The 15133-nt window shown below is 59.8% G+C and carries 14 protein-coding genes and 1 tRNA gene; all 15 read left to right on the top strand.

The window, feature by feature from the left end; translation table 11 throughout:
- Positions 1-66: 66 nt before the first annotated feature.
- The 15 genes from lon to nuoL all read left to right on the top strand — a co-directional run bounded on the left by lon (position 67) and on the right by nuoL (position 15100).
- Positions 67-2559 carry an endopeptidase La gene (gene lon, locus LKE90_RS08785; protein ID WP_291494085.1) on the top strand — a complete coding sequence of 831 codons (2493 nt, stop codon included), beginning with the start codon at positions 67-69 and terminating at the stop codon, positions 2557-2559.
- Between the two features lie 151 nt (positions 2560-2710).
- Entirely contained in the window at positions 2711-2995 is a 285-nt protein-coding gene (locus tag LKE90_RS08780) for an HU family DNA-binding protein (RefSeq protein ID WP_010668906.1), read from the top strand.
- A 138-nt stretch (positions 2996-3133) separates the two neighbouring features.
- A tRNA-Val gene (locus LKE90_RS08775) sits at positions 3134-3208 on the top strand.
- 357 nt (positions 3209-3565) lie between these two features.
- On the top strand, positions 3566-3931 hold the full coding sequence (locus LKE90_RS08770) for an NADH-quinone oxidoreductase subunit A (RefSeq protein ID WP_291494086.1): 366 nt from the start codon (positions 3566-3568) through the stop codon (positions 3929-3931).
- Positions 3932-3984: 53 nt separating this feature from the next.
- Positions 3985-4557 (top strand): NuoB/complex I 20 kDa subunit family protein, encoded by a 573-nt coding sequence (locus LKE90_RS08765; protein WP_291494088.1) that lies wholly within the window; start codon positions 3985-3987, stop codon positions 4555-4557.
- Positions 4550-5206, top strand: coding sequence for an NADH-quinone oxidoreductase subunit C (locus LKE90_RS08760; RefSeq protein WP_291494089.1), 657 nt, complete (start codon positions 4550-4552; stop codon positions 5204-5206). Before LKE90_RS08765 ends, LKE90_RS08760 begins: the two co-directional genes overlap by 8 nt.
- A gap of 13 nt (positions 5207-5219) precedes the next feature.
- Positions 5220-6512 (top strand): NADH-quinone oxidoreductase subunit D, encoded by a 1293-nt coding sequence (locus LKE90_RS08755; protein ID WP_291494091.1) that lies wholly within the window; start codon positions 5220-5222, stop codon positions 6510-6512.
- A complete protein-coding gene (locus LKE90_RS08750) occupies positions 6509-7138 on the top strand; it encodes a complex I 24 kDa subunit family protein (RefSeq protein ID WP_291494093.1) in 630 nt (209 codons plus the stop codon). Before LKE90_RS08755 ends, LKE90_RS08750 begins: the two co-directional genes overlap by 4 nt.
- 15 nt (positions 7139-7153) lie before the next feature.
- Entirely contained in the window at positions 7154-8488 is a 1335-nt protein-coding gene (gene nuoF, locus LKE90_RS08745) for an NADH-quinone oxidoreductase subunit NuoF (protein WP_291494095.1), read from the top strand.
- Between the two features lie 5 nt (positions 8489-8493).
- Positions 8494-10530 carry an NADH-quinone oxidoreductase subunit NuoG gene (nuoG, locus tag LKE90_RS08740; RefSeq protein ID WP_291494096.1) on the top strand — a complete coding sequence of 679 codons (2037 nt, stop codon included), beginning with the start codon at positions 8494-8496 and terminating at the stop codon, positions 10528-10530.
- 4 nt (positions 10531-10534) lie between these two features.
- Positions 10535-11557, top strand: a complete 1023-nt coding sequence (gene nuoH / locus LKE90_RS08735; protein WP_291494098.1) for an NADH-quinone oxidoreductase subunit NuoH — start codon at positions 10535-10537, stop codon at positions 11555-11557.
- Complete coding sequence (nuoI, locus tag LKE90_RS08730) at positions 11557-12045, top strand: NADH-quinone oxidoreductase subunit NuoI (protein ID WP_173574077.1); 489 nt, start codon at positions 11557-11559, stop codon at positions 12043-12045. The genes nuoH and nuoI overlap by 1 nt, the downstream gene beginning before the upstream one ends.
- 60 nt (positions 12046-12105) lie before the next feature.
- Positions 12106-12831: an NADH-quinone oxidoreductase subunit J gene (locus LKE90_RS08725; RefSeq protein WP_291494100.1), complete on the top strand. Its 726-nt coding sequence runs from the start codon at positions 12106-12108 to the stop codon at positions 12829-12831.
- Positions 12828-13151: an NADH-quinone oxidoreductase subunit NuoK gene (gene nuoK, locus LKE90_RS08720; protein ID WP_291494102.1), complete on the top strand. Its 324-nt coding sequence runs from the start codon at positions 12828-12830 to the stop codon at positions 13149-13151. Before LKE90_RS08725 ends, nuoK begins: the two co-directional genes overlap by 4 nt.
- Before the next feature lie 5 nt (positions 13152-13156).
- A complete protein-coding gene (gene nuoL, locus LKE90_RS08715; protein WP_291494104.1) occupies positions 13157-15100 on the top strand; it encodes an NADH-quinone oxidoreductase subunit L in 1944 nt (647 codons plus the stop codon).
- Positions 15101-15133 lie beyond the last annotated feature (33 nt).

Raw genomic sequence — 15133 nt, 5'->3', positions numbered from 1 at the left:
ATGGGCGATGTGTGTGCCACTGAATGGGCATGCATCGCCGGATCGTCCATTCAGGAGATCGGCATCATGACAGAAAAACCCAAAGCACCCTCATCACGCCGCAAACGGACCAAAGCCGACGATGCCCCTGTCGCGCCGACAAGGAAGGCCGCGGCGAAAAAGGTCGCCGCCCCGACGACGGAGCGCGTGGCTGTTCTGCCGCTGCGTGACATCGTTGTGTTCCCTCACATGATCGTGCCGCTCTTCGTCGGGCGTGAGAAATCGGTGAAGGCGCTGGAATCCGTCACCAAGGATGACAAGAAAATCCTTCTGGTCGCGCAGAAAGAGGCGACGGTGGATGATCCGGGTCCAGACGACATCTACCGCTTCGGAACGACTTCGACCATTCTTCAGCTCCTGAAGTTGCCGGACGGCACGGTGAAGGTGCTTGTCGAAGGGAATCAGCGCGCCCGTGTGGTGGCGCTTCACGATGTCGATGGACATTTCGAAGCCGACGTCGAATTCGTCTCCGATGTCCCCGTGGAAATGGAAGAAGCCGAAGCGCTTGCCCGCGCCGTGGTGGGGCAGTTTGAGCAGTATGTGAAGCTCAACAAGAAGATTGCGGCGGAAGTGCTGGTTTCGCTGAATCAGATCGGTGATCTGTCAAAGCTTGCTGACACCATTGCCAGCCATCTCAGCCTGAAAATTTCCGAAAAGCAGGAAATTCTCGAACTGCCTTCCGTGACGAAGCAGTTGGAGAAAATTCTGGCTCATATGGAAGCCGAGATCGGTGTTCTGCAGGTCGAGAAACGCATCCGGAACCGTGTGAAGCGGCAGATGGAGAAGACCCAGCGCGAGTACTATCTGAACGAGCAGCTCAAGGCGATCCAGAAGGAGCTTGGCGAGGGCGAGGACGGCAAGGACGAGACTGCCGAAATCGAAGAGAAGATCGTCAAGACCAAGCTGAGCAAGGAAGCGCGGGAGAAGGCTGTCGGCGAGCTGAAGAAGCTGCGCGGCATGAGCCCGATGTCGGCAGAATCGACGGTGGTGCGCAACTACCTCGACTGGCTGCTGGGCGTGCCCTGGAAAAAGACCACCAAGGTAAAGAACGACCTCGATGCGGCTGAAAAGGTGCTCGACGAGGATCATTACGCGCTGGAGAAGGTCAAGGAGCGTATCCTTGAATATCTCGCGGTCCAGAGCCGTTCGAAGAAAGTGAAAGGGCCGATCCTGTGCCTTGTCGGCCCTCCGGGCGTCGGCAAGACCACGCTGGCGCGGGCCATCGCCAAGGCGACGGGGCGGCACTATGTCCGCATGTCGCTTGGCGGCGTGCGCGACGAGTCCGAGATTCGCGGTCATCGCCGGACCTATATCGGCGCGATGCCAGGCAAGATCATTCAGGGTATGAAGAAGGCGAAGGTTTCCAACCCGCTTTTCCTGCTTGATGAGATCGACAAGCTCGGCGCCGACTGGCGGGGCGATCCGGCTTCAGCGCTGCTTGAGGTGCTGGACCCGGAACAGAACAGCAGTTTCTCGGATCATTATCTGGAGGTCGATTACGACCTGTCGGATGTGATGTTCGTCACGACGGCGAACAGCCTCAATATGCCCCAGCCTTTGCTGGACCGCATGGAGATCATCCGCCTGTCCGGCTACACGGAAGAGGAAAAGCTGAACATCGCGAAGCGGCATCTGATCGCCAAGCAGAGTGAGGCGCACAACCTCAAGCCTGAGGAATGGTCTATTTCCGATGCGGCGCTGATGGACCTTATCCGCTTCTACACGCGTGAGGCGGGTGTCCGCAGCCTTGAGCGTGAGATCGCCAATCTCGCCCGCAAGGTCGTGAAGGAGATTGTCACCGGCAAGGCGAAGAAGGTGGCCATCACCGAGAAGAATCTCGGCAAGCTCGCAGGGGTGCGTCGCTTCTCGCATGGCGAGACAGAAGCCACCGACATGGTCGGTATGGTGACGGGACTGGCCTGGACCGAGGTCGGCGGTGAAATCCTGACGATCGAAAGCGTGATGGTGCCGGGCAAGGGCAACATCAAGCAGACCGGCAAGCTTGGCGACGTCATGCAGGAAAGCGTGTCTGCGGCGCTGTCCTATGTGCGGAGCAGGGCGCCCTATTTCGGGATCAAGCCGACGCTGTTCGAGAAGTGTGACATCCACGTTCACGTGCCTGAAGGCGCGACTCCGAAGGATGGCCCTTCCGCCGGTATCGCGATGGCGACGTCGCTCGTCAGTGTCCTGACAGGCATTCCTGTTCGGCGTGACGTGGCGATGACGGGTGAGATCACTCTGCGTGGGCGTGTTCTTGCCATTGGCGGCCTGAAGGAAAAGCTGCTTGCGGCTCTGCGGGCCGGGATCAAGACGGTCTTCCTTCCCAAGGACAATGAGAAAGATATCGCGGAACTTCCAGAAGCTGTGAAGAAGAATCTGGAACTGGTCCCTGTTTCCCATGTGGATGAGGTGATCGGTCGCGCTCTTGTCAGTGTGCCGCAGCCGATTGAATGGGAGGACGAGAGCGATCTGGTTGCGCCGATCGCGGCTTCGGGAACAGCCAGCGCGGTGGCTCACTGACGGATGTGAGGAAAGGGCAGGGGAGGCGATTTTGCGCCCCTGCCGCGGTCACTGGCTGTTGACGTGGCCGAAAACGGCTTCATAGTGCGCCGCGGAATGTCTCTGACGGCACCGAGCCGCATGAGAGACTTGAACATGGAAAGGCGTATGTATGGACAAGCCGCTTAACAAGCAGGAACTCGTCTCGGTTGTTGCAGATGATGTAGACCTGCCCAAGGCGAAGGCTGGCGAAGTGGTTGACGCTGTGTTCTCAGCCATCGAGAAGGCCCTGAAGGGTGGACAGGAAGTCCGTCTCGTCGGGTTCGGCTCGTTCGTTACGGCTCACCGTAAGGCGACCAAGGGCCGCAATCCCCGCACTGGCGAGGAAATCGACATTCCGGCTTCGACGTCTGTACGTTTCAAGCCCGGCAAAACCCTCAAGGACGCAGTCAGCTAAGACGCTGCCTCACTGAGTGCTTTGCGAGCAGGCAAGACGGTTTTTACTGTCCTGCCTGTTTTTTTATGGGACGATTTCTGCTCAATTTGTGCTTGCCGGGGCTTGATTGATCGTTCTGTTTTGTCTACCCAGTGCGGCGGGCGATTAGCTTAGCGGTAGAGCATCTCGTTTACACCGAGAGGGTCGGCGGTTCGATCCCGTCATCGCCCACCATTTTCCTGAAAACTTAATCATGTGATGTCTGCCTGATCACGGCTGTCATCTTCCCTGCATCGCTGCCATGCGTCAGAGGATGGAGTGCGGCTTTGGGTGTGCATATCTATATTGTTTTATATATAGATATGCAGCCGAGACGTATTTTGTCATCATGACAAGCGGTCGGGATGGGGTGTTTCTGTGATGAAATTCATTTCGGTGAATGATGTTCACTATGCTGGACGCCTCACGGGAAAGTTTCTGAATCGTGCCGGTATGAGGGTGGCCACGGAAACATTCCGGGCATAGTTTGACGGCATTATCTCCCGGTTCGGGCGTAAGGCGCGGATCCGGAAAATTATTACGGAGGGCGCGATGCCGTCGGTGATCAACGATTATCTTCCGGTTCTCATTTTCGGCGTCCTCGCCGTGGTGATCGCGGGCGCCATGCTGGGCGCTTCCCTCGTCTGCGGACATCAGAAGCCTTACGCGGAAAAACTGACAGCGTACGAGTGCGGCTTTGAAGCATTCGATGACGCGCGTCGGCGCTTTGACGTGCGCTTTTATCTCGTTTCGATTCTGTTCATCATATTCGATCTGGAAGTGGCGTTCCTGTTCCCGTGGGCCGTGAGTCTGTCGCGGATCGGATTGTACGGCTTTCTCTCGATGATGGGATTTCTCGGCGTGCTTGGAATCGGCTTTCTCTATGAATGGCGCAAGGGCGCGCTGGACTGGGATTGATCTGTGATACTGACGGACGTGGCTGCGACAGTGGTGAAGGTGGAGAACGCGCAATGAGCGGTGACAATGCTGTGGTTCCGGATACGAATATCGTCTGGAACCGTGACGCGGTGCCGGCGGGTCCGGAGCAGGACGCTATTGTGCGTGGGATAACCGGCGAGATCAGCGAAAAGGGCTTCGTGGTCGCGAGTCTGGACAAGCTCGTGAACTGGGGGCGCACCGGTAGCCTCTGGCCGATGACGTTTGGTCTGGCCTGCTGCGCCGTCGAAATGATCCATGCCTACATGCCGCGTTACGATCTTGACCGGATGGGCATCATCCCGCGCGGGTCGCCGCGCCAGTCCGACGTGATGATCGTTGCTGGAACGTTGACCAACAAGATGGCTCCCGCCCTGCGCCGCGTCTATGACCAGATGGCGGAGCCGCGTTGGGTGATTTCCATGGGGTCCTGCGCCAATGGCGGCGGCTACTACCACTATTCCTATTCGGTCGTGCGTGGCTGTGACCGTGTCGTACCGGTCGATGTCTATGTGCCGGGCTGTCCACCGACGGCTGAGGCGCTGATCTACGGTATCATGCTGCTACAAAAGAAAATCCGCCGGACAGGGACGATTCTCCGTGGCTGATCACTCCACTGCACCCGTCGCCGGAGGCAATTCCTGCCTCTCCTTTCTGGCCTTCACGCTTTCCACATCGCTGCCGGGTATTTCTTCCGCCGCCATCGAGGGCGGAGAGCTTGTGGTGCGGGCGAGCCGGGACCGGCTGATACCGCTGATGATGCTTCTTCGCGATGATCCGCGGTTCCGCTTCGAGCAGCTTATGGATCTGTGCGGTGTTGATTTCCCTCAACGCGCCGAGCGTTTCGATGTGGTCTACAACCTCCTGTCGGTGAGCCTGAACCAGCGTGTCCGGGTGATCGTGACGACGGATGAGCTGACGCCGGTCGCGTCCGTGCATCAGATATGGCCCTGCGCCACATGGTGGGAGCGCGAGTGTTACGACATGTATGGCGTTCTGTTCTCGGGTCAGCCGGATCTTCGTCGTATTCTCAGCGATTACGGGTTCGAGGGACATCCGCTTCGCAAGGACTTCCCGCTGACCGGCTACACGGAGGTTCGCTACGACCCGGAGCGCCGTCAGATCGTGCGGGAGCCTGTCACATTGACGCAGGATTTCCGTGATTTCGATTTCGTGTCGCCGTGGGAGGGTGTTCTGACGCTGCCGGGCGATGAACGGGCGCATGAGCTGCGTCAGATCATGAAAAAGATACAGTGACAGGAGCCGGAGCATGACAGAGGCCCTGAAACAGGACGAAAATCTTCTCGGTCTGCGTGACAGTCTTGATGAAGGTCCGCTACCCGAGACGCTGCTGCCGGAACCGGTGGCGGAGCAGGAAGTGGAGCGCCGGACAGTCGAAATCGACAGCCATGCGCTGAATTTCGGCCCGCAGCATCCATCGGCGCATGGTGTTCTGCGTCTTGTGCTGGAGATGGAAGGCGAGGTTGTGGCGCGTGCCGTGCCGCATATCGGCCTGCTGCATCGCGGCACGGAAAAGCTGATCGAATACAAGACCTATCCCAAGGCGCTGCCGTATTTCGATCGTCTCGATTACGCCTCTCCGATGTGCGAAGAACACGCTTTCGCGCTGGCGACCGAAAAGCTGCTCGGCATTGAAGCGCCGGATCGCGCCAAGTGGATTCGCGTCATCTTCGCGGAAATCACCCGTATCCTGAACCATATCCTCAACCTGACGGCGATGGGTCTGGACTGCGGCGCGGTGACGCCTGCACTCTGGGGGTATGAAGAACGTGAGAAACTGCTTGAGTTTCATGAAGCAGTTTCCGGCGCCCGTTTCCACGCCAACTATTTCCGTCCCGGTGGCGTCGCGCGCGATATGCCTGCTGGTATGGAAGAGAAAATTGCAGCTTGGGCGGAAGAATTTCCAAACTGGATCGATGATCTCGAAGGTCTGCTGACAGAAAACCGTATCTGGAAGCAGCGCACGGTCGGGATCGGCGTGTTCACCAGCGAACAGGCGCTGGCGTGGGGCTGGAGTGGCCCCTGCCTGCGTGGTTCCGGCGTGCCGTGGGATCTGCGTCGTTCCCAGCCGTATGACAATTACGACAAGGTCGATTTCGAAATTCCTGTGGCGCGGCATGGTGATTGCTACGATCGCTATCTTGTCCGCGTGGCCGAAATGCGTGAGAGCGTGAAGATCATCAAGCAGAGTCTGGCGCAGATCAGGCCTGGCGCGATCAAGGTTCAGGACCCCAAGTTCTCGCCGCCGCCGCGTGCCGAAATGAAGCGGTCGATGGAAGCGCTGATCCATCACTTCAAGCTGTTTACCGAGAGTTATCATGTGCCGCCGGGCGCGACCTACACGGCAGTTGAGACGCCGAAGGGTGAATTCGGCGTCTATCTCGTGGCTGACGGAAGTAATCGTCCGTATCGCTGCAAGATCAGACCAACGGGTTTCGCGCATCTACAGGCGATTGATGAACTCTCTCGACGAGGCATGCTGGCTGACGCCGTGGCGATCATCGGCTCGCTGGATCTCGTCTTTGGTGAGGTGGACCGATGAGCGCTGTTTCAAACGTGCAGCCTGATCACTTTGAATTCGATGAGATCAGCGAAAGCGAAATCGCGACGATCCTCGCCAAGTATCCGCCGGAGCGGAAGGCGAGTGGAGCTCTGCCGCTGCTCTATGTCGTGCAGAACCAGATGAAGCGCCAGACAGGCAGCGCCTGGGTGCCGACCGTGGCGATGGACGCCGTGGCTGAAAGGCTGGATGTCGCGCCGATCCGTATCTACGAGGTCGCGACGTTCTACTTCATGTTCAACACCAGACCGATCGGGAAGTATCACCTTCAGGTCTGCACAACGACGTCCTGCTGGCTGCGTGGTTCCGATGACGTGCTGTCCGCCTGCAAGAAGGCTGCCGGTGTTCATAATGTCGGCGATACCAGTGAAGACGGTCTGTTCACGCTGAGTGAGGTCGAGTGTCTCGGGGCGTGCTCCAATGCGCCGATCCTTCAGGTGGATAACGACTTTTTCGAGGATCTCGATGGCCCCCGTACGGAGGCGCTGATCGAAGCGCTGAAGCGTGGCGAGTATCCGGAGCCGGGTCCGACCAACGGGCGTCATGGCGCGGAGCCGGAGGGTGGCCGTCGGGTGCTGCTCGAAGAGACCGGTTCGGGTCAGGGTTGAGGGAGATCTGCGACGATGCTGAGCGATAAGGACCGGATCTACACCAACCTGTATGGCCAGAATGACTGGCGACTGGCTGGTGCGCGCGCCCGTGGTGACTGGAACGATACGAAAGCGATCACCGACAAGGGACGCGACTGGATCGTCAATGAAATGAAGGCATCCGCCCTGCGTGGGCGTGGTGGCGCGGGTTTCCCGACCGGCGTGAAATGGTCCTTCATGCCGAAAGGTGACGGACCGGCACCACGCTACCTCGTCATCAATGGTGACGAGTCCGAGCCGGGCACCTGCAAGGATCGCGAGATTCTGCGCCATGAGCCGCACAAACTGATCGAGAGCGCGCTGATCGCCTCCTTCGCGATGGGAGCGCACGCTTCCTACATCTATGTGCGCGGTGAGTTCTATAACGAAGCGCGTCATCTCCAGATCGCCATTGATGAAGCGTATGAAGCCGGACTGCTTGGCAAAAATGCTGCGGGCACGGGCTGGGATTTCGACTTCTATCTTCATCGCGGCGCAGGCGCTTACATCTGTGGCGAGGAAACCGCCCTGCTGGAAAGCCTTGAAGGCAAGAAGGGCCAGCCGCGCATGAAGCCGCCGTTCCCGGCTGGCGCGGGCCTGTATGGCTGCCCGACGACGGTGAATAATGTGGAGTCGATCGCTTCGGCGTCCACGATCCTGCGGCGCGGGGCAGCATGGTTCTCCGCACTCGGCCGTCCGAACAATGCGGGCACCAAGCTGATGGCCATTTCCGGTCATGTGAATACGCCGTGCGTGTTCGAGGAAGAACTCGGCGTTTCGATGAAGGAGATCATCGAGAAGCATGGCGGCGGTGTGCGTGGTGGATGGGACAATCTGCTTGCAGTCATTCCGGGTGGCTGCTCGGTGCCGCTGCTACCGAAGGATGTCTGTGAGACCGTGCTGATGGACTATGATAGCCTGCGGGCGGTGCAGTCAGGACTCGGAACGGGCTGCATGATCGTGATGGATAAATCCACGGACATCATCAAGGCGATTGCCCGCTTCTCGCAGTTCTTCAAGCATGAGAGCTGCGGCCAGTGCACGCCTTGCCGTGAAGGCACCGGCTGGATGATGCGCGTCATGAACCGCATGGTCGAAGGCCGCGCCGAAATCGAGGAAATCGACATGCTGGAGCAGGTCACAAGGCAGGTCGAAGGGCATACGATCTGTGCGCTTGGTGATGCGGCGGCATGGCCCATTCAGGGCCTGATCCGGCATTTCCGCCCGCTCATGGAAGAGCGTATCCATGACTATAAGCGGCGGCATGGTGGTTCGCAGCAGGTGCAGGTGCCTACGGGAACGCCTGTCGTAGCGATTGCGGCGGAGTAAGGCGGATGGTCAGAGTCATTGTTGACGGCACGCCCGTCGATGTCGCTCCCGGTTCCTCCGCCCTTCAGGCGTGTGAGGCGGCGGGCAAGGAAATTCCGCGTTTCTGCTATCATGAACGTCTGTCGGTCGCGGGCAACTGCCGTATGTGCCTCGTTGAGGTCGAGCGGGCTCCGAAACCGGTCGCTTCATGCGGTTTTCCCGTCAACGAGGGGATGAAAATCTTCACGGACACGGAAACGGTCCGTAAGGCGCGTCGGGCGGTGATGGAGTTCCTCCTCATCAACCATCCACTCGATTGCCCGATCTGTGATCAGGGCGGTGAGTGTGATCTTCAGGATCAGGCGTACGGCTACGGCAGTGGCATTTCCCGCTACCACGAGGAAAAGCGTGCCGTTACCGACAAAAATCTCGGCCCGCTGGTAAAGACGGTGATGACGCGCTGCATCCAGTGCACACGCTGTGTCCGTTTCAGTGCGGAAGTGGCGGGCACCCCGGAACTGGGCGGCATCTCGCGTGGTGAAAATCTGGAGATCACCACCTATGTCGAGAAAGCGCTGACCTCGGAACTGTCCGGCAATCTGATCGATATCTGTCCGGTTGGCGCGCTGACTTCCAAACCGTCCGCCTTTCAGGCCCGTCCGTGGGAGATGCGGAAGACTGACGCCATCGACGTGATGGATGCGGTCGGCACCAACATCCAGATTCAGGCGCGTGGCGGCGAGGTGAAGCGCATCGTTCCCCGCGTGAATGATGAGGTGAACGAGGAATGGCTGTCCGACAAGGGCCGTTTCTCCGTCGATGGCCTGAAGCGCCGTCGCCTCGACCGTCCGTGGGTGCGTGTGCATGGCAAGCTGCATCCGGCAAGCTGGCAGGACGCCTTCGTCGCCATCGCCAAACGGCTTGAGGGTATGCCCGGAAGCCGGATCGGCGCGATCGTCGGTGATCTGTGTGATGCCGAAAGCATCATGGCGCTGCGGGATCTGATGTGGTCGCTCGGTTCGCTCAATCTCGACTGCCGTCAGGATGGCGCGAAATACGATCTGTCGGACCGTTCGCGGTATACTTTTGCCAGTGGCATCACCGGTATTGATGAAGCGGATGCGATTCTCGTGGTCGGAGCAAACCCGCGTCTCGATGCACCGGTTCTGAACGCCCGTATCCGCAAGCGCTATCTGTCCCTGGGACGCGGTGGTCTGCCGATCGGTGTCATCGGCACGCTTATGTCTGACCCGACATGGGCGTATGAGGATCTGGGCAACAACCCGGTCTCGGTGAACGGTCTGCTGAGCGGCAATGTCGAATTTGTCGAAAAGCTGAAGGCCGCGAAGAAGCCGATGATCATCGTCGGACAGGAAGCTCTGACCCGCGAGGATTCCGGCGCTATCCTGAAAGCCTGTCGCGCTCTGGCGGAATCGGTCGGCGCTCTGACGGACGACTGGAACGGCCTGAACATCCTGCATACGGCGGCCTCGCGGGTTGCGGCGCTCGACCTCGGCTTCGTGCCGCGCAATGGTGGTCGCAGTCTGCGCGGGATGCTGAGCAGCGGGGTTGATGCGCTCTGGCTGCTGGGAGCGGACGAGTTCTCCGTGAACGCCATCAGCCCGGAAACATTCGTGATCTATCAGGGGCATCATGGCGATGCGGGCGCGGCCCGCGCCGATGTGATCCTGCCCGGTTCGGCCTATACCGAGAAATCGGGCACATGGGTCAACACGGAAGGCCGCATCCAGCGCAGCTTCCAGGCGGTGTTCCCGCCGGGAGAGGCGAAGGAGGACTGGAAGATCATCCGCGCCGCCTCGGAAGTGCTGGGCGCGAAGCTGCCTTATGACACGATCGAGGCGCTGCGTGAGCGGCTTCAGCTCGGTGTGTCCTCGGCGGCAGGGGAAACGGCTGAGGAAGCGGGTTCGGACAGCATTCAGGCCAAGCCGCTGCTGCCGTTCTCCCGGAGTTATTACCTGACAAACTCGATCAGTCGGTCCAGTCCGACCATGATCGAGTGCGCGGAAGTCTACGCGCCGAGTGTGGCTGTGGCGGCGGAGTAGGAACGTGGCTGACTTTTTCTTCCATACGCTTGCCGGCCAGCTCATTCTCATGGTGCTGGAGACGCTCGCGGTCCTCGTGCCGCTGCTGATCGGCGTGGCTTACCTGACGCTCATGGAGCGTAAGGTGATGGCCGCGATGCAGATGCGCCGTGGTCCAAACGTGAACGGCATTTTCGGTCTGCTTCAGGCGTTCGCCGATGCGATCAAGATGATCACCAAGGAAACGATCATCCCCACCGGGGCCAATCGCTTCCTCTTCCTGTTCGCGCCGTTCCTGACCTTCTCGCTGGCCATGACGGCGTGGGCGGTCATCCCGACGGGTAACGGGCTGGCGGTCGCCAACATCAATGTGGGCATCCTCTACCTGCTGGCGATCTCTTCGCTCGGTGTCTACGGCATGCTCATCGCGGGCTGGGCGTCGAACTCCAAATACGCCTTTCTCGGCAGCCTTCGCTCCGCCGCGCAGATGGTGTCCTACGAGGTCTCCATCGGTCTGGTGATCGTCTCCGTGCTGCTGGCGGTGGGGAGCCTGAACCTCAACGACATCGTGCTGGCGCAGCGGCATGTCTGGTTCTGCGTGCCGATGTTCCCGATGTTCATCCTGTTCTTCATCTCGGCGCTGGCCGAGACGAACCGGGCGCCCTTCGATCTCCCCGAAGGCGAGAGTGAGCTGGTGGCGGGCTTCTTCGTCGAATATTCCTCTCTCTCTTTCGGTCTCTTCTTTCTTGGCGAATATGCCAACATGATCCTCATGTCCGGCATGGTCAGCATCCTGTTTCTCGGTGGCTGGCTGCCGCCGCTTGGCATCGCGCCGCTGACATGGATACCGGGTCCGCTCTGGCTGATCGCCAAAATCCTGTTCTGTCTTTTCGTCTTTATCTGGACCCGCGCAACGTTCCCTCGTTTCCGGTATGATCATCTCATGCGTCTTGGCTGGAAAGTGTTCCTGCCGTTCTCGCTGCTCTGGATGATCGCGACCGCCGGGTTCCTGCTTGCAACGGGTCTTCTGCCGCAGGGAGTAAGCTGATGGCTGGCATGGATCGTGCGCTGAAGGCTTTTCTGCTGACCGAAATCGTCTCCGGCATGGCCGCGACATTCAGGACGATGTTCAAGCCGAAAGTCACCATCAACTATCCTTACGAAAAGGGGCCGCTTTCTCCGCGTTTCCGTGGTGAGCACGCCCTGCGTCGCTACCCGAACGGCGAGGAACGCTGCATCGCCTGCAAGCTGTGCGAGGCGACCTGTCCGGCGGAGGCGATCGTCATCGAGGCCGAGCCGCGTGACGACGGTTCCCGCCGTACCACGCGCTACGATATCGATATGACGAAGTGCATCTATTGCGGCCTGTGCGAGGAAGCCTGCCCGGTGGATGCGATTGTCGAGGGGCCGAACTACGAGTTCGCCACGGAGACCCGTGAGGAACTCATGTACAACAAGGAAAAGCTGCTCTCGAACGGCGACCGCTGGGAGAGCGTGCTGGCACGGAGGCTCGAACTCGATGCGCCTTATCGCTGATCGGCCCCACGCTATGTCCGTAGCCGTGTCCGCCGCCTGTTTCAGGGGAGGCTGTGTCTGATGGTCCAGCTCGTCTTTTATGTGTTCGCCACCATTCTGGTCGGTTCCGCCGCCATGGTGATCAGCGCACGTAACCCGGTCCATTCGGTCCTGTTCCTGATCCTTGCGTTCTTCAATGCTGCCGGACTCTTCCTCGTTGCCGGGGCTGAGTTCCTCGCGATGATCCTGGTGATCGTCTATGTCGGCGCGGTGGCCGTGCTGTTCCTGTTCGTGGTGATGATGCTCGACATCGACTTCACGAAGATGCGGGAAGGCCTGCAACGTTACGCGCCCATCGGGGCCGTGGTCGGCTGCATCCTGTTCGTCGAACTGGCGATGGCGGGTCTTCACTGGGGCATGTCCCCGGTCATGCCCGCGCCGATCACGGGTGGTCTCGGCCTGCCCGGAGGCGCCGCCACCAACACCGGCGCACTCGGTAACCTGATCTATACGCACTACATCCTGCTGTTCCAGCTCTGCGGTATCGTGCTGCTCGTCGCCATGATCGGCGCGATCACCCTGACACTGCGTGACCGTCCGATGGGCCGTCGCCAGATCATCGCCCGCCAGCATGAGCGCAAGCGCGCCGACACGCTGGAGATGATGACCCTGCCGCTGGGGCAGGGCACGGATGCGAATGGCGGCTTCATCCGCCCCAACGATTCCTATTACGTGACAGCCGTTCCGGGTTCTTACGGAGTCCCTGCCGCGGAGACGCGCGAGCCGGGTGAAGGAGATGCAGAATGAACACGACAATCGCCCAGATCGGGCTTGGCCCCTACCTGACGGTCAGCGCGGCGCTGCTCGTGCTCGGCGTGTTCGGCATCTTTCTCAACCGGAAGAACATCATCATCATCATGATGTCGATGGAGCTGATCCTGCTGGCCGCCAATCTCAACCTGGTGGCGTTCTCCTCCGTGCTGGGCGATCTCTCGGGACAGGTGCTCACGCTGTTCGTGCTGACCATCGCGGCCGCTGAAGCCGCGATTGGTCTGGCCATCCTCACTGTCTATTTCCGCAACCGTGGCTCGATTCAGGTCGAGGACGTTGCGACGATGAAGGGCTGAGCATCATGCAGGCAGCACTCATCCTCTTTTCGATCGCGACACTGGCCCCGCTGGGCGGCTCGGCCATTGCCGGACTGTTCGGGCGTCGCATCGGCGACGGCGCGGCGCAGGCCGTGACGGTCCTGTGCATGCTCATCGCTACGGTATGCAGTTATGGCGCGCTGGCCGGTGGCTTCCTTGGTGGCGGCATGCCGAGCGTGGCTCTGCTGGCGCACTGGGTTGACGCCGGTTCCTTCCATGTGAACTGGGCGCTCCGCTTCGACACGCTGTCGGTTACCATGGTGGCGATGGTGCTGACCGTCTCGACGCTCGTGCACATCTATAGCATCGGCTACATGGCGCACGATACGATGCCGCGTTACCGGTTCTTCTCCTACCTGTCGCTGTTCACATTCGCCATGCTGATGCTGGTCACGTCCAACGACCTGATCCAGCTCTTCTTCGGCTGGGAAGGGGTCGGTCTCGCGAGTTACCTGCTGATCGGATACTGGTATCAGAAGCCAAGCGCCTGCGCCGCAGCGATCAAGGCGTTCGTGGTCAACCGTGTGGCCGACCTGTTCTTCCTTGTCGGCATCGGCCTGATCTTCGTGGTGTTCGGCACGGTCCAGTATGACGACATCTTCGCCACGGTCCCGGACCATGTGCAGACCGGCTACTATCTGTTCGGTTCGGTCCACTCCGTCATCGAGGTCATTGCGACGCTGCTGTTCATCGGCGCGATGGGCAAGTCGGCGCAATTGTTCCTGCACACATGGCTGCCGGATGCGATGGAAGGGCCGACGCCGGTTTCCGCTCTCATTCACGCCGCCACCATGGTCACGGCGGGCGTCTTCCTGATGGCGCGCATGTCGCCGCTGGTCGAGTTCGCACCTGACACACGCATCTTCATCGTGCTGATCGGGGCCACGACCTGCTTCTTTGCGGCGACTGTCGGTATGGTGCAGCCGGACATCAAGCGTACGATCGCTTATTCCACCTGCTCGCAGCTTGGTTACATGTTCATGGCCATCGGTGTCGGAGCCTATCAGGCGGCCGTGTTCCATCTGACCACGCACGCCTTTTTCAAGGCGATGCTGTTTCTCGGCGCAGGCTGTGTGATCCATGCGATGCACGAGGAACAGGACATGTTCCGCATGGGCGGCCTGTGGAAGAAGATCCCGGTCACCTACGCTATGATGTGGATCGGCAGTCTGGCGCTGGCGGGCGTCTTCCCCTTCGCCGGTTACTGGTCGAAGGACGCCATCCTGAACGCAGCATGGGTCTCGCATTCCGGTGTTGGCACCTATGGCTGGATTCTCGGCACGGTCACGGCTTTCATCACAGCGCTGTATAGCTGGCGTCTGATTTTCCTCGTGTTTCATGGCAAACCCCGTGACCAGCATGCGTTCGATCATGCCCATGAAAGTCCGGCGGTCATGCTGGCCCCGGTCATGATCCTGTCGATCGGCGCGCTGGTTGCCGGTGCTGCTCTGGCACCGCTCTATATCGGCGGCAGGCAGGAAGGATTCTGGCAGGGGGCGATTTTCAATGCTCCGGGCAACACGATCATCGCCTCGCTTGAGGATGTTCCGACGCTGATCGGACTGCTGCCAAGCATTGTCGGTCTGCTGGGTATCGCGCTGGCTTATGTTCTTTATATCGCCAAGCCGGAGCTGCCGGGGCAGATCGCCACGTCCTTCCGTCCGGTTTATCAGTTCCTGCTCAATAAATGGTATTTCGACGAATTGTATGACGTGGTTTTCGTGAAGCCTTATCGCGCCATTGCCCGTGCCCTGTGGCATGGTGTGGACGAAGGTGTGATCGAGAAAATCCCGGTCGGTCTCGCCGAGATTACGCGTGGCACGGCGGTTACCGCGACGCGCACGCAGACGGGGTCTATCGCCATCTATGCGTTTACCATGCTTGTCGGTCTGGTCGTGTTTGTCAGCACCGTGGTCTTTTTCCGATGAGCGGCTTTTCTGAAATCCTGCACGTCATCGCCG

Origin of the sequence: Acetobacter sp. (genome assembly GCF_022483985.1) — a bacterium.
Lineage (GTDB): Bacteria > Pseudomonadota > Alphaproteobacteria > Acetobacterales > Acetobacteraceae > Acetobacter.
Note: the sequence above shows the minus strand (reverse complement) of the source record. Positions and strands in the feature narration are given on the sequence as shown.